20 protein-coding genes are annotated in these 20,218 nt (G+C 56.5%); 6 read left to right on the top strand and 14 right to left on the bottom strand.

The features are described 5' to 3' along the window. The first annotated feature begins 116 nt into the window (after window positions 1-116). Window positions 117-1,646, top strand: a complete 1,530-nt coding sequence (gene lnt / locus HMPREF1487_RS12970; RefSeq protein ID WP_010797110.1) for an apolipoprotein N-acyltransferase — start codon at window positions 117-119, stop codon at window positions 1,644-1,646. 40 nt (window positions 1,647-1,686) lie between these two features. On the opposite strand, the gene HMPREF1487_RS12965 is transcribed toward lnt, so the two are convergent. Together HMPREF1487_RS12965 and HMPREF1487_RS26320 are read right to left on the bottom strand one after the other, a co-directional pair. Then, window positions 1,687-2,448, bottom strand: coding sequence for a YdcF family protein (locus HMPREF1487_RS12965; protein ID WP_010797109.1), 762 nt, complete (start codon window positions 2,446-2,448; stop codon window positions 1,687-1,689). After that, on the bottom strand, window positions 2,442-2,792 hold the full coding sequence (locus tag HMPREF1487_RS26320) for a hypothetical protein (RefSeq protein WP_010797108.1): 351 nt from the start codon (window positions 2,790-2,792) through the stop codon (window positions 2,442-2,444). Before HMPREF1487_RS26320 ends, HMPREF1487_RS12965 begins: the two co-directional genes overlap by 7 nt. Window positions 2,793-2,985: 193 nt before the next feature. Between HMPREF1487_RS26320 and leuS the strand changes: the two genes are divergently transcribed. The 5 genes from leuS to HMPREF1487_RS12935 all read left to right on the top strand — a co-directional run bounded on the left by leuS (window position 2,986) and on the right by HMPREF1487_RS12935 (window position 8,936). After that, on the top strand, window positions 2,986-5,592 hold the full coding sequence (leuS, locus tag HMPREF1487_RS12955; RefSeq protein ID WP_010797107.1) for a leucine--tRNA ligase: 2,607 nt from the start codon (window positions 2,986-2,988) through the stop codon (window positions 5,590-5,592). 23 nt (window positions 5,593-5,615) lie between these two features. After that, entirely contained in the window at window positions 5,616-6,224 is a 609-nt protein-coding gene (gene lptE / locus HMPREF1487_RS12950; protein WP_010797106.1) for an LPS-assembly lipoprotein LptE, read from the top strand. Window positions 6,225-6,260: 36 nt separating this feature from the next. Continuing rightward, complete coding sequence (holA, locus tag HMPREF1487_RS12945; RefSeq protein ID WP_010797105.1) at window positions 6,261-7,319, top strand: DNA polymerase III subunit delta; 1,059 nt, start codon at window positions 6,261-6,263, stop codon at window positions 7,317-7,319. A gap of 50 nt (window positions 7,320-7,369) precedes the next feature. Beyond that, a complete protein-coding gene (arfA, locus tag HMPREF1487_RS12940; protein ID WP_010797104.1) occupies window positions 7,370-7,528 on the top strand; it encodes an alternative ribosome rescue factor ArfA in 159 nt (52 codons plus the stop codon). Window positions 7,529-7,616: 88 nt separating this feature from the next. Continuing rightward, a complete protein-coding gene (locus HMPREF1487_RS12935) occupies window positions 7,617-8,936 on the top strand; it encodes a lytic murein transglycosylase (protein WP_010797103.1) in 1,320 nt (439 codons plus the stop codon). 47 nt (window positions 8,937-8,983) lie between these two features. Here the strand turns inward: HMPREF1487_RS12935 and lipA are convergent, their stop codons facing one another. The 12 genes from lipA to HMPREF1487_RS12875 form a co-directional block, all read right to left on the bottom strand. After that, a complete protein-coding gene (gene lipA / locus HMPREF1487_RS12930; protein WP_085985617.1) occupies window positions 8,984-9,916 on the bottom strand; it encodes a lipoyl synthase in 933 nt (310 codons plus the stop codon). A 73-nt stretch (window positions 9,917-9,989) separates the two neighbouring features. Next, on the bottom strand, window positions 9,990-10,631 hold the full coding sequence (gene lipB / locus HMPREF1487_RS12925) for a lipoyl(octanoyl) transferase LipB (protein WP_010797101.1): 642 nt from the start codon (window positions 10,629-10,631) through the stop codon (window positions 9,990-9,992). Next, a complete protein-coding gene (locus tag HMPREF1487_RS12920; RefSeq protein ID WP_010797100.1) occupies window positions 10,631-10,909 on the bottom strand; it encodes a DUF493 domain-containing protein in 279 nt (92 codons plus the stop codon). The genes lipB and HMPREF1487_RS12920 overlap by 1 nt, the downstream gene beginning before the upstream one ends. A 59-nt stretch (window positions 10,910-10,968) precedes the next feature. Further along, complete coding sequence (locus HMPREF1487_RS12915) at window positions 10,969-12,129, bottom strand: D-alanyl-D-alanine carboxypeptidase family protein (RefSeq protein WP_010797099.1); 1,161 nt, start codon at window positions 12,127-12,129, stop codon at window positions 10,969-10,971. 70 nt (window positions 12,130-12,199) lie between these two features. Next, the gene (locus tag HMPREF1487_RS12910; protein WP_010797098.1) at window positions 12,200-13,201 is read right to left on the bottom strand and encodes a septal ring lytic transglycosylase RlpA family protein; all 1,002 of its coding nucleotides are present in this window, start codon (window positions 13,199-13,201) and stop codon (window positions 12,200-12,202) included. Next, window positions 13,198-14,217, bottom strand: a complete 1,020-nt coding sequence (gene mltB, locus HMPREF1487_RS12905; RefSeq protein WP_010797097.1) for a lytic murein transglycosylase B — start codon at window positions 14,215-14,217, stop codon at window positions 13,198-13,200. The genes HMPREF1487_RS12910 and mltB overlap by 4 nt, the downstream gene beginning before the upstream one ends. A 17-nt stretch (window positions 14,218-14,234) precedes the next feature. Then, window positions 14,235-15,338 (bottom strand): rod shape-determining protein RodA, encoded by a 1,104-nt coding sequence (gene rodA, locus HMPREF1487_RS12900; protein ID WP_019364043.1) that lies wholly within the window; start codon window positions 15,336-15,338, stop codon window positions 14,235-14,237. A gap of 38 nt (window positions 15,339-15,376) precedes the next feature. Further along, window positions 15,377-17,266 carry a penicillin-binding protein 2 gene (gene mrdA, locus HMPREF1487_RS12895; protein WP_010797095.1) on the bottom strand — a complete coding sequence of 630 codons (1,890 nt, stop codon included), beginning with the start codon at window positions 17,264-17,266 and terminating at the stop codon, window positions 15,377-15,379. 18 nt (window positions 17,267-17,284) lie between these two features. Then, window positions 17,285-17,752, bottom strand: coding sequence for a 23S rRNA (pseudouridine(1915)-N(3))-methyltransferase RlmH (rlmH, locus tag HMPREF1487_RS12890; protein WP_010797094.1), 468 nt, complete (start codon window positions 17,750-17,752; stop codon window positions 17,285-17,287). A gap of 8 nt (window positions 17,753-17,760) precedes the next feature. Next, window positions 17,761-18,111 (bottom strand): ribosome silencing factor, encoded by a 351-nt coding sequence (rsfS, locus tag HMPREF1487_RS12885; protein ID WP_010797093.1) that lies wholly within the window; start codon window positions 18,109-18,111, stop codon window positions 17,761-17,763. A gap of 21 nt (window positions 18,112-18,132) precedes the next feature. Continuing rightward, on the bottom strand, window positions 18,133-18,777 hold the full coding sequence (nadD, locus tag HMPREF1487_RS12880) for a nicotinate-nucleotide adenylyltransferase (protein WP_010797092.1): 645 nt from the start codon (window positions 18,775-18,777) through the stop codon (window positions 18,133-18,135). Beyond that, window positions 18,777-20,036 (bottom strand): glutamate-5-semialdehyde dehydrogenase, encoded by a 1,260-nt coding sequence (locus HMPREF1487_RS12875; protein ID WP_010797091.1) that lies wholly within the window; start codon window positions 20,034-20,036, stop codon window positions 18,777-18,779. The genes nadD and HMPREF1487_RS12875 overlap by 1 nt, the downstream gene beginning before the upstream one ends. Window positions 20,037-20,218: the final 182 nt, after the last annotated feature.

Genomic DNA, 20,218 nt, shown 5'->3' with positions numbered 1-20,218 from the left:
GTCTGCTCGCCTGAGCAGGCAAGCCGCTGAATAGCCCCGTATATACCTCTCTTAGTAGCTAGCAGCACCTGGCATCCATTAAGCTTGCGCACCGCTGCATAGACCAAGGATTTCCGATGCGCTGGATGATTACTCCCGGCTGGAAAGGCAATTTGCTGGCACTGGTTGCTGGCGCACTAACGCCCCTCGCACTGGCGCCGTTCAACTTCTGGCCGCTGGAAATAGTATCGATTGCCCTCTTCTATCTTTCGCTGCGCGAATTGCGCGCCGGATGGGCCTTTCTGCGAGGCTGGTGCTATGGCCTGGGGGCCTTTCTGGCGGGTACGAGCTGGGTATATGTCAGCATCCACGACTACGGTGCGGCATCCATGCCATTGGCGGCGGGCCTCACGTTTGGGTTCTGCGCCGGTATTGCCCTGTTTTTCGCGCTGCCAGCCTGGTTATGGGTGCTTTGTTTGCGCCGCAATCATGCGCCAGCCAGTGACGCCCTGGCCTTTGCAGCGCTTTGGTTTGGCCTGGAACTGTTCCGCAGCTGGTTCCTGACCGGTTTTCCCTGGCTGTTTGCAGGCTATAGCCAGATGGATGGCCCGCTGGCCAGCCTTGCTCCAGTAGGAGGTGTCTGGCTTCTGTCATTCAGCGTGGCGTTGATCGCCGCTCTGCTCGTCAATATTCCCTGGCTGATTCGCAGACCCGTCAGCCTGGTTGCAGGTATCGTCCTGCTGATTGCACCCTGGTTCGGCGCCATTGCCTTCAAAGGACAAGTCTGGACTCAGCCAGCCGGCGAGCCGCTCAAGGTAGCCGCCATGCAAGGCAATATTGCCCAGGAACTCAAGTGGGATCCGGGCCATGTGCAGGATACGCTGGCCCTGTATCGCCAGATGACTATTCGGGAAGGCAAGACCGACCTAATTGTCTGGCCGGAAAATGCCATTCCAGTGCTCAAGGAATATGCTGACAGCTATTTACAAGACGTTACGGCTATCGCCAACCAGCGCGGCGCAACGCTTATCACGGGCATTCCGGTACGTGAGCGTGACGACAAGGGCCAGGATCGTTTTTATAACGCGCTAACGGTCAATGGCGACAATACAAACACGTATTACAAACAGAAGCTGGTGCCGTTTGGCGAGTATGTTCCCTTGCAGGAGCAGCTGCGCGGACTGATCACCTTCTTCAACCTACCGATGTCCGATTTCGTCCCGGGCCCAGAAGGGCAGCCGTTATTAACAGCCAAGGGATACCAGATCGCCCCGTTCATCTGCTATGAAGTGGTCTATCCGGAATTCGTGGCAGACATGGCCACCCGTAGCGATCTTCTGCTGACGGTAAGTAACGACACATGGTTCGGTAAATCATTCGGTCCTCAGCAGCATCTGCAAATGGCCCGGATGCGTGCATTGGAAAGTGGTCGCTGGATGATCCGGGGCACCAACAATGGTGTCACGGCCCTGATTGATCCCTTTGGCCGCATCACCACCCAGATTCCGTCATTTGAGCTGGCTACACTGCATGGGTCGGTCGTGCCGATGAAGGGAGCCACACCTTACCTGACCTGGCGCCTCTGGCCGCTGGCCATTCTGTGTGGCTTGCTGGTGCTTTGGGCGCTGGCTCGTAGAGGCCTTGAGCGCTCCCGCCCTATTGTCTAAGGACAGACAGTGGCAGGCCAGCTGCCTGGCCTGCCCTACTTCAACGGTAGGCCAGCGGATAGGCTATGAGCCCTATCGCTTCGTTCAACAGAATCATGCTTTGGGCAATTGCCTTGGCCTCGGGCATCCATCCTCCCAGCGGCTTGCCGTTAGGCGTGCTCATGAATCCCATTGGCGCAGCGATTACCTCGAACCCCTGGCGCTCGAAGCACCACCGGGCACGCGCCATATGAAACGCCTGGGTAACCAGCACGATTCGCTTAACACCTGCTGGTTTGAGAATAGCCGCGCTGAGCGTCGCATTTTCCCACGTGGTACGGCTGTCTTTCTCCTGCCACCGCACCGATACGCCCAGGTCTTTTTCCATGACCTCGGTCATCAATTCCGCTTCGCTGGGAGGCGAAGACAAAGGTGAGCCTCCAGAAATAAGAATCGGCAGCTGAGAGACCTTGGCGATACGTGCCGCATAGCGAACACGCTCAATGCCCATCGCGCTGGAGACATCGCCTTCCCACGCCGGATCGTTACGCTCCCGGGAAGCACCCAGGATAACAATGGCATCTGCCTGCTGAGCCAGAGACGACCAATCAGCCTGAGCCAGAGGCGGATCACGCTCGATCAGGCGCGCCTCCCATTCAACCGCAATCGGCAGACTGATCAGCCAGAAACCACCCGCGCCCATGATCAGGCAGGCAACCGAAATTCGGGGCCAACGCTTGCGAAGCACAATACCGGCCCATAACAGCAGCAAAAACAGGCCTGGCGGCATCAATAGCTGCTTGCAAACGTAGCGAATCAACATCGAGACATCCATGACGTCAGGCACAGGGGGCACCGCTCGATTTGTTGTCCAGCGTTAACTTGCAGCCCGCAACGCAGGCAGCGCACTGCCACTGACGACTTTCCCAGACGGGAAGGCCTCGGATAAATCAGTTCCTGACAGGCATGAACCCATTGATCATTTCTGACCAGCCACTCCCTGATGATGTCCAGATCCTCCTGATGAAGGCCGGAAATTTCTATTTCCTGCTGCGCCCTGCGGTGCAAACGCTCCGCCGTGGCAGCCTCGTCCAGAGCACGCTCCAGACGCCGTTGCAAACGCTCCAGCGGAAGTCTCGCCAGGCGCTGCGCTGTGTCATGACTCATAGATAGCCTCCGGAAAGTCCTATCCTGCTGTTACCCAAGCGTAGTGCGCGATTGGCGAAACCGCGAGCCGATAAAATGACGAATTTCACTTTTATGAAATAAAACGCTTTCTGGCTAAAGGTTCCTTGCGTGGAGACGGTTCATGTATGCTTACCGGCTTATCTAATTGCTTTTCGTAGCCGCAGATCACGCCATGCACGAACATTACCAACCCCGTGAGATAGAAGCCGCCGCCCAATCCTGGTGGGAACAGAACAATGCCTTCTCTGTGACGGAGCAGCCGGGAAAGGAGAAGTACTACTGCTTGTCCATGTTCCCCTACCCAAGCGGCAAGCTGCACATGGGGCACGTCCGCAACTACACCATCGGTGATGTGATTGCCCGCTATCACCGCATGCAGGGCAAGAATGTCCTGCAACCCATGGGTTGGGATGCCTTCGGTATGCCGGCGGAAAACGCCGCGATGAAAAATAACGTCGCCCCTGCCAAGTGGACGTACGAAAACATCGAATACATGAAGAACCAGCTCAAGAGCCTGGGCCTTGCCATCGACTGGTCGCGCGAAGTCACGACGTGCAAGCCCGACTACTATCGCTGGGAGCAGTGGCTGTTCACCCGCCTGTTCGAGAAAGGCATCATCTACCGCAAGAACGGCACCGTGAACTGGGATCCGGTCGATCAGACCGTACTGGCCAACGAGCAGGTCATCGACGGCCGCGGCTGGCGCTCCGGCGCGCTGATCGAAAAGCGTGAGATTCCGATGTACTACTTCCGCATCACCGATTATGCGGAAGAACTGTTGGCGTCTCTGGATGATCTGCCCGGCTGGCCCGAGCAGGTCAAGACCATGCAGCGCAACTGGATTGGTAAATCCCGCGGCATGGAAGTTCAGTTTCCCTATGACCAGACTTCCATTGGTCATGCCGGCGCACTCAAGGTCTTCACAACGCGCGCCGACACCCTGATGGGTGCCACTTATGTCGCTGTCGCGGCCGAGCATCCGCTGGCTACCCAGGCAGCGCAGAACAATCCCGAGCTGCAGGCGTTTATTGACGAATGCAAGCGCGGCGGCGTGGCAGAAGCCGACATCGCCACCCAGGAAAAGAAAGGCATGCCGACGCCCTTGTTCGTCGAGCATCCGTTAACGGGTGAAAAATTGCCGGTATGGGTCGCCAACTACGTCCTGATGCATTACGGCGAAGGTGCGGTCATGGCCGTTCCGGCACACGACGAGCGCGATTTTGAATTCGCGACCAAATACAATCTGCCCATCAAGCCGGTCGTACGTACCAGCGCTGGTGACGAGACCCCTGCTCCCTGGCAGGCTGCCTATGGCGAGCACGGCACGCTGATCAACTCCGGCGAATATGACGGCCTTGACTTCAATGCGGCGTTTGAAGCCATCGCTGCGACCTTGCAGACCAAAGGTCTGGGCGAGCCGCGCACTCAATTCCGCCTGCGCGACTGGGGCATCAGCCGTCAGCGTTACTGGGGCTGCCCGATCCCGATCATCCACTGCAATAGCTGTGGTGATGTTCCCGTTCCGGAAGATCAACTGCCGGTCGTTCTGCCAGAAGATGTGATTCCAGACGGTGCAGGCTCTCCTCTGGCCAAAATGCCGGAGTTCTACGAGTGCTCCTGCCCCAAATGCGGCAGCGCTGCCAAGCGCGAAACCGACACCATGGACACGTTTGTCGAGTCGTCCTGGTACTTCGCCCGCTACGCATCGCCCAAGTTTGAAGGCGGTATGGTCGATAAGGATGCTGCCAACTACTGGCTGTCCGTCGACCAATATATTGGCGGTATCGAGCACGCGATTCTTCACCTGCTCTATGCACGCTTCTTCCATAAATTGATGCGTGACGAGGGGCTTCTCTCCTCCGATGAGCCGTTCAAGAACCTGCTGACCCAGGGCATGGTAGTCGCTGAAACCTATTACCGCATGGATGAAAAAGGCGGTAAGGACTGGTTCAACCCGGCTGACGTGGAAGTCGAGCGTGACGCCAAGGCCAAGGTTATTGGTGCCAAGCTGAAGACAGACGGTCTGCCGGTAGAAATCGGCGGCACTGAAAAGATGTCCAAATCAAAGAACAACGGAGTGGACCCGCAGGCCATGATCGATCAGTACGGCGCCGACACATGCCGACTGTTCATGATGTTTGCCTCCCCTCCGGACATGAGCCTCGAGTGGTCCGACTCCGGCGTTGAGGGCGGTAGCCGCTTCCTGCGTCGCGTCTGGCGTCTCGCCCAGGCACATACCAGCCAGGGCCTTACCTCTGCTCTGGATGTGGCAATGCTGACAAACGAGCAGAAGGAAGTCCGTCGCGCCATTCACCTTGCGATCAAGCAGGCCAGCCAGGATATTGGACAGAACCACAAGTTCAACACTGCCATTGCAGCTGTGATGACATTGATGAATGTGCTGGAAAAAGCGCCGCAGACCACCGAGCAGGACCGCGCGTTGATGCAGGAAGGTCTGGAAACCGTCGCGTTGCTACTGGCACCGATTACGCCCCATATCTGCCATGCATTGTGGAATGAGTTGGGGCATGCCGATGCCGTTATCGATGCCCGCTGGCCAAGCGTGGATGAAAGCGCCCTGGTACAGGACACCCTGCAGATCGTGATTCAGGTAAACGGCAAGTTGCGTGGCCACATTGAGGTCGCAGCCCAAGCCAGCCGTGAAGACATCGAGGCTGCTGCCCGTACGAACGAAAATGTTCTGCGCTTTACTGAGGGACTGACAATCCGCAAAGTAATTGTTGTTCCTGGCAAGCTGGTCAATATCGTCGCCAATTGAGGCTGAACGGAGTGAAAAAGATCATGATGAAACGGAGCTTTCCCTGCCTTGCGGCGATTGGAATGACCGTGTTGTTAAGTGCTTGTGGTTTTCAGCTGCGAGGTACAGGCGACACCGAACTGTCGCTGCGTGAGCTGAGTCTTTCCGCCCGTGACAGCTACGGTGAAACGGTCAAGCAGGTAAGAACCATGCTTGAAAGCAATCATGTAAACGTCAACCCGGGCGCGACCTATACGTTGTACCTGGCAGGTGAGCAGCAGACGCAACGCACTGCGAGCTATACCGCGGGCGCACGTAGTGCTGAAATCGAGCTGACGACCAAGCTGCCCTATGAAATTCGTGGCCGCAACGATGCCGTGCTGCTGCATGATGACCTGGAAACGCAGCGTTACTACGTGACGGATGAAAATAACATCATCGGCTCCGAGCAACAGGCTCAGCAGCTGCGTCGGGAAATGCGTGCAGAACTGGTCCGCCAGCTGGCTTCGCGCCTGCAGACCATTACGCCCCAGCGGCTCGACAAGTTGCAAAGCGAGGCTGACGCACGAGCGCGTGCCGAGGCCGAGGCCGCACGCGCAGCGCAGCAGAACATGCCGCCACAACAATCTCCGATCGAAATACCCACCCGCTGACGACTACGGGGCCTTACGGCCCCGTATTTTTATCCTATGAAACTGAACCCTGCTCAACTCGCCAAGCACCTGCAAGGACAGCTGGCGCCAATTTATATAGTCAGCGGCGACGAACCCCTGCTTTGCCAGGAGGCAACCGATGCCATTCGAGCCTCGGCGAAAAGCCAGGGGTTTGATGAACGTCAGGTGTTCAACGTAGAAAATAACTTTGACTGGAGCCTGCTTTACGAAGCAGGGGCAAGCCTGTCTCTGTTTGCCCAGAAGCGTCTGATCGAATTACGCATTCCAAACGGCAAGCCTGGTGACAAAGGTGCCGAAGCGCTACTACGCTACCTATCGCGCCCTGCTGAAGATACATTGCTGCTCATTAGCCTGCCCAAGCTGGATGGCAGCGCCCAAAAGACCAAATGGGCCAAGGCCCTGATTGAACATGCTGACGTTCTGTTCATTCAGATCTGGCCCATCGATGTTCATCAACTGCCTCAATGGATCCGCCAACGCCTTTCCCAGGCAGGTCTGGCCGCCTCGCAGGAAGCGGTCGAACTGATTGCCGTCCGGGTAGAAGGCAACCTGCTTGCAGCCGCCCAGGAAATTGAAAAACTCAAGCTCTTGGCCGAAGGCAACCAAATTGATGTCGCCACTGTACAGGCAAGCGTTGGTGATAGTGCCCGCTTCGACGTTTTTGGCCTCATCGATGCGGTTCTAGCAGGGGAGGCCAATCACGCGTTACGTATTCTGGAGGGCCTTCGCGGCGAGGGTGTCGAGCCGCCAGTGATCCTGTGGGCACTGGCCCGAGAGCTGCGGCAACTGGCCAACCTTGCGCAACAGCAGGAACAGGGTATACCACTTGACCGCGCGTTTGCGCAGGCAAAGCCCCCGGTCTGGGAGAAAAGACGTCCACTTATAAGCCGCGCCCTGCAACGACACTCCACGGCCAAACTGAGTCGCCTATTGCTGGATGCCCAGCTTGTGGATGCGCAGATCAAGGGCCAGGCCCCGGGTGATACCTGGACAACCCTGCGCCAGTTGACCTTGCTGTTGGCGGGTCAACGCTTCTCCTTGCCTTCTGCCGCTCTGGATACATTCTCACGATAATCGTAAGATGCCGGTCTTCGCGCAAACGCGCATTCAGACCGAGTACTCTCATGACCAAAAAACAGCGAAGGCCCAACAAGGCCAAATCCACTATTGCCCAGCCCCTGTTTCGCTGTCGACAGGAAAAGCCCAAAAAAGGCAAAGGCAGTTATCGCCGTGAAGCCTTCCCAATCGATGATGGGAAGGCTTTTTTATTGGTAGCCGCATAATTCCATCCGTACTCCCTTCTCCAAACGAAGACGCCTCGATTCAGGCATGTTATGGTGACGAGTCTGTTGACGCACCCGGTGGAGATTCATGCAACACGGGAAAAAACGCAGGCTGAAACACGGCAGCCTTATCGCAGGCACTCTGGCGACATTGATCACAGGGGTCATTGCTGCCTGTGCACAAACACAGACGCAGAGCGAAACGGCCACGCCAGCCGTCACGAACGCACCTACCTCTGCCTCACAAAGCCGCTCCGCCAATACGACGCCTGAGCCTGCTCCTCAGGAAAGCTTCGAGCAATGGCGAGACCGCTTCCGGCAGGACGCTCAAGCGGCCGGTATTACTACCGCAACCTTCAATCAGGCTTTCGCAGGCGTGACTCCTGACGATGCCGTGATTACAGCGGACCGCAGCCAACCCGAATTTACCCGTCCTGTGTGGGAATACCTGTCGTCTGCAGTTTCCCAGCAGCGCATTGCAAACGGCCAGAAGCTACTAACCCAATATTCGAGCCTTCTGGCGCAACTCGAGGCACGTTACGGCATCGAGCCAGAACGCCTTGTGGCCTTCTGGGGTATCGAAAGCAACTATGGCAACAACATGGGCACCAAGAGCGTTATTCGTTCTTTGGCAACCCTGGCTTATGAGGGACGGCGCCCCGCCTTCGCGCAGGCGCAACTGCTGGCCGCACTGACCATCATCCAAAATGGCGATATTACGCCTGAGCGCATGATTGGCTCCTGGGCTGGTGCCATGGGTCAAACGCAGTTCATTCCAACGACCTACAATGAACATGCCGTCGACTTTGATGGTGACGGTCGTCGGGATATCTGGGGCTCCAATGCTGATGCATTGGCCTCAACGGCCAACTATCTGAAAGCCTCCGGTTGGCAGGACGGAAAGCCATGGGGTTTTGAAGTTCGCCTGCCGCAGGGCTTCGATTATGCTCAAGCAGACATGGACATCCGCAAGCCCTTGTCAGATTGGCAGGCCATGGGTGTTCAAGGCGCAACGACGCCCCTCTCCCCTGCGTACTCCATGGAGCAGGCTTCTCTACTGCTTCCAGCGGGACATCGAGGGCCAGCCTTTTTGGTCTTCAACAATTTCCGGACCATTCTTCGATATAACAACTCATCATCCTATGCGCTAGCCGTGGGGCTTCTATCAGATAGCTATAAGGGCGCCGGGAAAGTCAGCGCAGCTTGGCCGCTTGAGGACGTTCCACTCAGCCGCAGCGAGCGAGTCGAACTTCAGCAGCGCCTGGCAGACCGAGGTTTTACGCCTGGTGCTGCTGACGGCATCATAGGTGCCAATACCCGCAAAGCCATACGAGCGTTCCAGCAGACACTTGGCTGGCCAGCAGACGGCTACCCTACCCCATCCCTGCTGGCTCGTTTACGTTCCTGACAGGCAATAAAAAAGGCGCTTAAAGCGCCTTTTTTATTGCCGTTCGATCAGGAGATCTTGCTGCCATGAGCTTGCTGGTCGGCATGATAGGAGGAGCGAACCAGCGGGCCGGATGCCACATTCTTGAAGCCCATCTTTTCGCCTTCCTCGGCAAACCAGGCGAAGGTATCCGGATGAACAAAGCGCTGTACCGGCAAGTGATTACGAGAAGGCTGTAAATACTGGCCCAGGGTCAGCATGTCGATGTCATGCTCGCGCATGCGCTTCATGACTTCAATGACCTCATCGTCTGTCTCGCCAAGCCCCAGCATCAGGCCTGATTTGGTGGGGACGTGTGGTACACGCTGCTTGAACTTCTGCAGCAGGTCCAGCGACCACTCGAAATCGGAGCCCGGACGAGATGACTTGTACAGGCGCGGCACCGTTTCCAGGTTGTGGTTGAAGACATCCGGCGGCTCGGTAGCGGTAATATCCAGCGCGATATCCATACGGCCACGGTAGTCAGGTACCAATGTTTCCAGCTGGATGCCGGGAGACAGCTGGCGGATCTCCCGCAGACAGTCGGCAAAATGCTGAGCGCCGCCGTCTCGCAGGTCATCACGATCTACCGATGTAATGACGACATACTTCAGACGAAGGTCGGCAATCGCGACAGCCAGATTTCGTGGCTCATCGACATCCAGAGGCTTCGGACGGCCATGCCCCACGTCACAGAAGGGGCAACGACGTGTACAGATGTCGCCCATGATCATGAATGTAGCTGTACCGCCAGAGAAGCATTCACCCAGGTTGGGGCAAGAGGCCTCTTCACAGACGCTATGCAGCTTATGCTTGCGAAGCAGCTGCTTGATGCGCTCCACTTCTGGCGTCACTGGAATTCGTACGCGAATCCAGTCAGGTTTACGTGGCAGCTCTTCGGTCGGGATGATTTTGACCGGGATGCGGGCAACCTTTTCTGCACCACGCAGTTTGACGCCCATTTCAACTTTCTTGCGCGCAGGCGCTTCAGCGATGGGCGTCTCGACGTTCACACTGTCTTGCACTGTTGTCATGTCAGCTCTTTTCCAGGGTGATCTGGTCAGCATAGCCAAGCTGTGACACGAGCTGCTCACGCAGCCGCTGGGTCACCTCGGCAAATTCGATCGGCCCGGCATGATCGCGTAGCTGGGTCATGGCCAGGCCGGCATAACCGCAGGGGTTGATTCGACGGAACGGCGCCAAGTCCATGTCGACATTCAAGGCCAGACCATGGAAGGAGCGTCCGTTACGGATACGCAAGCCAAGGGATGCGATCTTTGCACCCTTGACATAAACACCAGGGGCATCAGGCTTTGCATACGACTCGACCCCGTAGCTGGCCAGCACGCCAACCAGGCTTTGCTCGATTCGGGATACAAGCTCACGAACCCCCAACCCCAATCGCCTGACATCCAGAAGCAGATAGGCAATCAGTTGTCCCGGACCATGGTACGTTACTTGGCCGCCTCTATCGACCTGTATGACAGGAATTTCACCGGCATTGAGCAGATGCTCGGCCTTGCCTGCCTGCCCTTGGGTGAATACGGCGGGATGCTGTAGCAACCAGACCTCGTCCAGCGCCGAAGGATTGCGCTCGTCAGTAAAGCGCCGCATGGCCTGCCAGGTCGGCTCATAGGAGACCAGGCCCAGCTCTCGGAAGCCGAGCGTCTTATCCATTACAGCACCATATGGACGCGGCCAGTGGTGCGCAGGTCCGAATGGATCGATTGCAACTGCTCGACACCGGTAGCACGGATCAGGACCTGTACTGACAGAAAGCGGCCGTTACGGCTATCACGCGTTACCAGCGTCGTAACGTCCAGATCCGGTGCGTGGCGCTGAATGATTTCAACTACCAGATCAGTAAAACCGTCTCCGGCATCACCGATCACCTTGATCGGATAGTTATCGCAAGGAAATTCAATTTTTGGAGCTTGAGTGTCGGTATCAGTCATGGCATTCGCAGGTCTGGGGCCCGAAGGTAGAGACGCCCGCTAAAGCGGGCGTCTTGAGATCAGTTGAACAATCCGTAGAAGAATAGACGAATGCTATCCCACAACTTACGGAAGAAACCACCCTCTTCGACCGGCTGCAAGGCTACCAGGTCAGCTGTGTGCATGACCTTGTCATCCAGCTTCACTTCCACCTTACCAATAGGCTGACCCTTGGCAATCGGTGCAGTGATCTGCGGGTTCATAACAATTTCAGCTTTCAGCTTTTTCAGCTGACCGCGGGGCAGCGTCATGGTCAGGTCGTCTGCCAGACCCGCTGAAACCTCATGCTCGGTGCCTTTCCAGACCGGCGCACGCGCAAGCTCTACACCCTTCTTGTAGAAGGACTGGGTTTCGAAGAAACGGAAACCATAGGTTAGAAGCTTCTGGGTTTCGGCTGCACGGGCCTGCTCACTGTTCGTACCGAATACCACCGCGATCAAGCGCATACCGTCACGGACAGCAGAGGCGGCCAGGCAATAGCCTGCTTCATCAGTGTGGCCGGTCTTCAGACCGTCAACGGTCTTGTCACGCCATAGCAGCAGATTGCGGTTAGGCTGCTTGATGTTATTCCAGAAGAATTCCTTCTGGGAGTAAATGGCATAGTGAGTCGGCTCTTCATAGATGATTGCACGAGACAGTTTGGCAATGTCATGGGCAGAAGAGTAATGGTCCGGGTTAGGCAGACCCGTAGCATTCATGTAATGGGTATTGCTCATACCCAGACGCTGCGCCGTGGTGTTCATCATGTCGGCGAACGCGTCTTCACTGCCAGCAATATGCTCAGACATGGCCACGCTCGCGTCGTTGCCTGACTGGATAATGATGCCGTGGAGCAAATCGCTAACCGAAACCTGATTGCCCACCTGAATGAACATCCGGGAACCACCGGTACGCCAGGCATGCTCGCTCACATTGACCATATCGCTTTCCTTGATACGGCCACGCTGGATCTCCAAGGTCGCGATGTAGGCAGTCATCAACTTGGTCAGACTGGCTGGAGGCAGGCGCTGGTCGGAATTATATTCCGTGATGATCTGGCCACTGCTCGCATCCATGAGAACCCAGGACTTGGCAGCAAGCTGCGGGGGCGAAGGAATCATCGGCTCGGCCGCCCAGGCGGCTGGCGCAGCGATGAGCAGAACGAGCAAAAAGACGCGTTGAGCTAAGGTGGTGATGTTCATCCGACTCTCTAATGGTTAAGCAGACTAATTAAACAAGCCCAGAGGGCATATACACAGAGCGTCCTTGCTCCTAATCCGGACGTACCAGCGAGGCTTGCCCCAGATTGGCAAGACGCACGGTATTTTGCAGCTGACTGGCCTCACCCTGCGTGCCGATCGGCCCGAGTCTCACGCGGTGCAGAGTCTGCTGGTTGCGCACGACCGAGCTGATAAAGACCGGGGCAGCTGTCAGCTCGCTGAGTTTGTCCTTCAGGAGCTCCGCAGCGTCCGGGTTGGCGAAGGCGCCCACCTGGAGATACAGCCCACCGGCTTGTGCAGAAGCGTTTTTTTTTGAGTCGATCTCAAGCGGCACAACCGGCGCGGCATGCTGTTGCGGAGGCGGATTATAGGTTTCAACCGTAGCCACTGTCTGTGGTTTTACAGGTGTCGGAGCGGCAGGCGCACGTTGCGGCTGCGCCAGCACCATTGGCATCGGGCGGCCTTGCTGAGCCCACCATTGTGCCGGATCGATACCCTCGACACGCACATGGGCCGTTCCTGTCTCGGCATAACCAAGCTTCTTGGCAGCCGCAAAAGACAGGTCAATCACACGATCTGAATAGAACGGACCACGATCATTGACCCGAACAATAACACTTTTGCCATTATCCAGGTTGGTTACACGAACGTAGCTGGGTAGCGGCAGGGTCTTGTGAGCGGCAGTCATTCCATAGAGGTCATAGGTCTCGCCGTTCGCCGTGGCCTGACCATGAAACTTGGTGCCATACCAGGAGGCAGTCCCGGTGACACGATAGCTCGTAGCATCGTTCAGCGGGAAATAGGTCTTGCCCAGCACCGTGTAGGGGTTGTTCTTGATAGGCCCGTAGTTGGGCATCGGAACGGCATCAGGAATACGTGAAACATCCACATCCCACCAAGGAGCACCGTCCTTATGCGGGCGTGAGTAACTACCAGCACTTGCATTGGCCCCATAGGTGGTCGGACTTTTTGGGGATGGGCTTGAGCAACTTGCCACTAGCCCTGCCAGGGCAAGACAGGTTGCGGCGGTCAAACCGCGATTAAAATAACTCATTGCGACGCCCCATGCGTATGACGCTCAGCAATAGCCTCCGCCAGCTGATTTACAGCCATGGCATACATGACGCTACGGTTGTAGCGTGTGATTGCATAGAAATTGGGCAGTCCCATCCAGTATTCACGACCTGCCTCACCGTCCAGCCGGAATGAGGTGACACGCAGGTCATCTCTTAACGGCTCGGATGGATTCCAGCCCAGCGCACGCAACTCTGCCACGCTTTTAACCGGTTCGATACCCTGAACAACACCCTGTTCCACTTTATCGCCACGTACCTGAGCGCGCACCGCCACGCTGCCACCCGCAGTCCAGCCGTGGCGTTTGAAATAGCTGGCGACGCTGCCGATGGCATCGGCCTTGTCGTTCCAGATATCGATATGGCCACTGTTATCGAAATCTACAGCGTAGGCACGGAAACTGCCTGGCATGAACTGCGGAAGGCCCATGGCACCGGCATAAGAGCCGGTCAAGCTGAGCGGATCGAACTGTTGCTCACGACTCAAAAGCAGGAATTCACGCAGCTGATCTCTGAAGAATGGCGCTCGCTGAGGGTAATCAAAGGCCAGCGTCGACAGCGCATCCAGCACCCGGTAGTTGCCCTTGTTTCGACCATAGAAGGTTTCGACGCCAATGATGGCAACGATGAATTGAGGCGGAACGCCATATTCCCGCTCAGCCTTCGCCAGCGACTCGGCATTTTCGTTCCAGAACGTGACGCCCTGATCGATTCGCTTGTCGGTTACGAAGATAGGGCGGTACTCGCTCCATGGCTTTACTCGCTCCGCAGGACGAGAAATGGCATCGAGAATGCTCTGCTTGCGCTCGACTTCACCGAACAGCTCCTTTAACTGCTGTCCGGCAAAGCCATAGTTGCGCGTCATCTCGTTGATGAAGCTGGCAACCTGAGGCGAATCATCATAGTCGCCGGCCGTTGCGGCGCCCGTAATCCCTATCGCTCCCAGCAGACCGAAGCACTGAAGGCAGCGGCCCATCCATCCAAACGGTGTCAGCATTGCGTCCTTCACTTAAATCACGATTGGGCGATCCACTTCCGATGTGTGTGGATCGCCATCAAAACTCCAAAACCGCACAGCAACGTCACTACGGACGTACCGCCATAGCTGATAAACGGTAACGGCACTCCAACCACGGGCAGCAAACCGCTGACCATGCCAATATTGACGAAGACATAAACGAAAAATGTCATCGTCACGCTACCAGCCAATAGCTTGCCAAACAATGTTTGCGCCTGGATGGTAATCGTCAGCCCTCGCCCTATCAGCAGCAGATACAAGCACAGCAGCAGACATACGCCGACCATGCCGAACTCTTCTCCGAGGACGGCAATGATAAAGTCCGTATGGCTTTCGGGCAAAAAATCCAGATGAGATTGCGTTCCCAGAAGCCAACCTTTGCCAAATACGCCACCTGATCCAATGGCCGCTTTCGACTGAATGATGTTCCATCCAGACCCTAGGGGGTCCATTTCAGGATCCAAAAACGTTAGTACTCGCCGCTTCTGATAATCGTGCATGACGAAAAACCACATGGCTACCGCAACCGGTGCCGCCGCCGCCACTGCACCGATAAGCCAGCGCCACTGCATACCTCCGACGAACAGGACGAAGCCACCCGAAGCGAGAATGAGCATGGCGGTCCCAAGGTCCGGTTGATCAAGGATCAACACAAAGGGGATGCCGATTGTGATCAGGCTGACAACAATATGCTTGAAGCTGGGGGGAAGGCTGCGCTTGGACAGATACCAGGCCACCATCATGGGCATGAGCAGCTTCATGAATTCGGATGGCTGAAAACGTATGACTCCCGGAATATTGATCCAGCGGGTAGCCCCCATGGCGTTATGGCCCATGACATCCACGACCACCAGTAGTGCCACCCCAATGAGATAACCCAACGGCACCCAGCGAGCCATGAAGCGTGGCTCGAATTGTGCAATCACGATCATGGCCACCAGACCCAGCCCGAACGATGTGCCCTGTTTGATCACCAAGTCCCAGCTTTTACCGCTTGCTGAGTAGAGTACAAACAGACCGACAGCCCCGAGCATGAGCAATATCAACAGCAATGGGCCATCAATGTGCATCCGCTGCAGCAGGGTGGAGCGGCGGCGCATGACGTCGCCTTCGGGTATCGTCCGGTCGAAGTTAGTGTTCATGGCTTGGTTGACTCCGCAACAACCGGTTTGGCGTATTCAGCCTTAAGCTTACCGTTTTCATCCAGCAGCCAGGCATCAGCCACTTCCTTAAGTACGGGAGCAGCAATCCCGCTGCCGGATTCGCCGTTTTCAACCATAACGGAGATGGCTATCTGCGGGTTGTCAGCTGGTGCAAACCCTACGAACAGCGCATGGTCACGGTGGCGTTCCTTGAGCGCGGCGGAGTTGTAACGCTCGTTCTGGCGAATCGCGACCACCTGTGCAGTACCGCTCTTGCCTGCGATTCTGTAAGCGGCAGTAGCGCCCATCTTGTGCGCCGTACCACGTGCGGCATGAACTACCGCCTCCATGCCCTGAGTGACGCGCTCCCAGTTCGCAGGGTCCTTGAGCAGGATATCCGGCATCGGGTTTGGATCAACGGGCTTTTGATTCTCAATGGTCTTGGCCAAACGCGGGCGAATCCACTTACCGTGGGTAGCAATGAGGCTGGTGACCTGAGCCAATTGCAAAGGCGTTGTCTGCATATAGCCCTGGCCAATTCCCAGGATCAGCGTCTCACCGGGGAACCACACCTGACGGCGCGTGACACGTTTCCACTCCCGAGAGGGCATCAGGCCCGAGGCCTCCTCGAACATATCCAGCGAGACCCGCTGCCCAACGCCAAAACGGCTCAGGTAATCATGCAGCCGATCAATGCCGATCTTGTGGGCAAGATCATAGAAATAGGTGTCATTGGAACGCATGATGGCGGTTTCGAGATCCACCCATCCATCACCACTGTGGTTCCAGTTGCGATATTTGTGATCGTAATTGGGCAGCTGGTAATAGCCCGGGTCAAATACCCGGGTACTGGGTGTCACCACACCGGCATCCAACCCAGACAGTGCTACAGCAGGCTTGATGGTGGAGCCTGGCGGGTATAAACCGCGCAAGACGCGGTTATACAGTGGCCGGTCAATAGAGTCACGAAGCTCTGCATAGTCCTTGAAACTGATGCCGGCCACGAACAGATTGGGGTCATAGCTGGGCTGACTGACCATGGCCAGCACTTCCCCAGTACGTGGCTGGATAGCGACTATGGCTCCACGTCGTCCTCCCAGAGCCTTCTCCGCAGCGGCCTGCAGGTTGGCATCCAGCGTCAGAACGATATCCTTTCCAGGCTTTGGATCGGTACGATTCAGAACACGCAGCACGCGCCCCCGCGCATTGGTTTCGACTTCTTCATACCCTACTTGTCCATGAAGCTCGCTTTCATAGAACCGTTCGATGCCGGTCTTGCCGATATGGTGGGTACCGCTGTAGTTGACCGGGTCCAGCTTTTTCAGCTCTTGCTCGTTGATACGGCCGACATATCCAACCGAATGCGCAAAGTGCTCACCCAGAGGATAATGCCGTACCAATTGGGCAGCGACATCGACGCCCGGCAATCTGAACTGGTTGACTGCAATACGGGCAATCTGGTCTTCAGTCAGCTCAAACAGGATGGGAACCGGCTCGAAAGGCCGCCGCCCCTGCTTCATTCGCTTTTCGAAAAGCTCCTTGTCCTCGGGTTGCAGCCCCAGCACCTCAACAACCGTGTCGAGGGTCTTCTTCCAGTCACCTGCCCGCTCACGTGTCACGGTCAGGCTAAAGCTGGGTCTGTTATCCGCCAGAATGACCCCGTTTCGGTCATAGATCAGCCCCCGCGTCGGCGGAATCGGCTGAACATGCACGCGGTTGTTTTCAGAAAGCGTAGAGTGATAGTCGTACTGCATAACCTGCAGGTAGTACATACGCGCTACCAGCAGGCACGACAAAAACGCAATCACGGCCATGCCGATGAACACGCGCGAACGGACCTGGCGAGCGTCTTTTTCGTGGTCCTTGAGACGAATCGGTTGCGGCATCGACGAGTGGAAACGAGATTACTTGTGGTAAGGGTGCCCAGCCAAAAGCGTCCAGGCTCGATAAATCTGCTCGCCGACCAGAATACGTACAAGCGGGTGAGGCAAGGTCAAGGGTGACAATGACCAACGCTGCTCACTGCGCGCCATGACCTCCGGCGCGAGCCCTTCCGGGCCACCGACCATGAGATTGACGTTACGGGCATCAAGTCGCCAGCGGGAAAGTGTTTCGGCCAGTTGCTCCGTGCTCCACGGTCGACCGCCCACCTCCAACGTTACTATACGCTCTCCAGGCTGAACCTTTGCCAACATGGCTTCACCTTCCTGACGGATAAGTCTGGCCACATCAGCATTCTTGCCTCGGGTATTAAGTGGAATTTCCACCAGTTCCAGAGGCAGTTCAGGCGGGAGACGCTTGACGTACTCTTGCCAGCCTTCTTCGACCCAACGCGGCATGCGCGAGCCGACAGCAATCAATCGCACACGCACGGTATCACTTACTCGCCATGGGCTGCGCGACTTTGCTCTGCACCGCGCCAGAGGCGCTCCAGATCATAGAATTCACGGGTAGCCGGCAACATGACGTGCACCACAACGTCACCCAGATCCAGCAGTGCCCATTCACCTGCTTCCAACCCTTCACTACCCAAGGGCTGGACGCCGTTCTTCTTGACCTTTTCCACAACGTTATCCGCCAGTGATTTCACATGACGGCTCGAGGTGCCGCTGGCGATAACCATGACATCCGTCACGCTGGTCTTGTCGCGCACATCCAGCACGGTAATGTCTTGGGCTTTCATGTCTTCCAGCGCGTCAACCGCGAGCTGAACGAGTTGTTCACTTTGCATAACTACGTATAAACCTCATATTCAAGTCGTAGCACGGTACAGGCCGTGCGTTTCGATATAGTTCATTACCGCGTCCGGCACGAGGAAACGTACCGACTTCCCTGCAGCAAGCAGGCCCCGTATTTGAGTGGCAGATACCGCCAGGGGCGTCTGCCAGATGTAGGTGATCTGCCCCGCTGGCCCGGAAAGCGCCTGGGGATCAGACTGCGTACGCGCAGCGATCAGATCACAGAGTGCCTGGGGTGGCTCGCTGTCCGCATCGGGACGCTGCAGGACCAGAATGTGGCAATGATCCAGGAGTTCAGTCCATCGATGCCATCCTGGCAATCCACAGAAGGCGTCCCAGCCCAACATCAGTAAAAGCTGCACATGTGGCCCCATATCCCGGCGCAGCGCTTCAAGCGTTTCGATCGTATAGGAGGGGCGTTCACGTCGAAACTCAATATCATCCACACGCAAATACTCGACACCTTCAACAGCCAACCTGACCATTTCCAACCGCTGCTGAGCCGAAACCTGCGGAGCGTTACGATGAGGTGGACGCGCCCCGGGAATCAGCCGCAACTCATCGAGCCCTAGCTGTTCGGCCACTTCCAGCGCACTGCGCAAATGGCCGATGTGAATCGGATCGAAAGTGCCGCCGAACAATCCGATACGTGTGACCATCAAGAACGAACTTGCCCGTCACCAAGGACGATATACTTTTCGCTGGTAAGACCTTCCAGCCCTACCGGTCCGCGGGCATGCAGCTTGTCGGTCGAAATTCCGATTTCTGCGCCGAGTCCATATTCAAACCCGTCGGCAAAGCATGTGGGCGCATTGACCATCACGGAACTTGAATCCACTTCCGCCAGGAACTGCCGCGAACGACCCAAGTGCTCCGTTACAATGGAATCGGTGTGATGCGAGCCATAATGGTTGATATGTGTAATAGCCTCTTCGATGTCGGCCACTACCTTGATTGACAGAACAGGAGCCAGATATTCAGTACTCCAGTCCGCATCATGAGCAGGGACGGCATTGATGATATCACGCGTGCGCTCACATCCCCTGAGTTCCACGCCCTTTTCCCGCAACGAGGCAGCCATGTTCGGCAAAAAGGCATTGGCAACTGCGGCTTGCACCAGAAGGGTTTCCATCGCCCCGCAGATACCATAGCGATAGCACTTGGCATTGAGTGCAATGCGATGCGCCTTTTCCACATCGGCATGCTCGTCCACATAAACGTGGCAGATACCATCCAGATGCTTGATCACAGGAACCCGAGCATCCTGACTGACTCGCTCAATCAGTCCTTTACCGCCCCGGGGAACGATCACATCTACATATTCGGGCATGGTGATCAGGGCACCAACCGCAGCACGATCCGTTGTCTCGACAACCTGAACCGCTGCTGCCGGCAGTCCTGCCGAAGCAAGCTCTTCCTGGATGCACAGCGCAATGGCCCGATTGGAGTGAATGGCTTCGGAGCCACCTCGCAGAATTGTGGCGTTACCGGACTTCAGACACAGGCTGGCCGCATCGATGGTCACATTGGGACGTGACTCGTAAATGATGCCAATGACACCCAACGGGACACGCATCTTACCGATCTGGATACCTGAAGGGCGACAGCTCATATCACGGATAGCACCCACAGGATCCGGCAGAGCTGCGACCTGACGTAATCCAGTGATCATGCCATCGATACGCGCTGGGGTCAGCGCCAGACGATCCAGCAGTGCTGAGTCGAGTCCTGCTACGCGACTTGCAGCCAGATCTCTCTCATTGGCCTCAACCAGTAACGGTCGCGCACGATCCAGCGCATCTGCAACAGATAGAAGCGCCTTGTTCTTCTGTGCAGTCGAAGCTCTGGCCAAAAGGCGCGAAGCTTCACGGGCCGCACGGCCCAAGCGGGTCATATAATCGTGCACGGACTCGGTCATGGCAAAAATGAGTTTGGCTGAAAATTAAACAATTATACCGGGGTAAACCCAAGACGGACAGTCATGACATGCAGCCGTCATAGATTGCAAAGCTTTAACGCTTCAGCCCTGGACCCGAAACGGAAGCGCCTGGGTATTATCGAGACGGCGAACCGGTTCCTGTTCCACATAACGCCTACTGA

The organism is Pseudomonas sp. HPB0071 (assembly GCF_000478505.2).
Taxonomy (GTDB): Bacteria; Pseudomonadota; Gammaproteobacteria; order Pseudomonadales; family Pseudomonadaceae; genus Chryseomonas; species Chryseomonas luteola.
The sequence above is the reverse complement of the archived record's forward strand: the minus strand, read 5'-3'. Positions and strand labels throughout refer to the sequence as shown.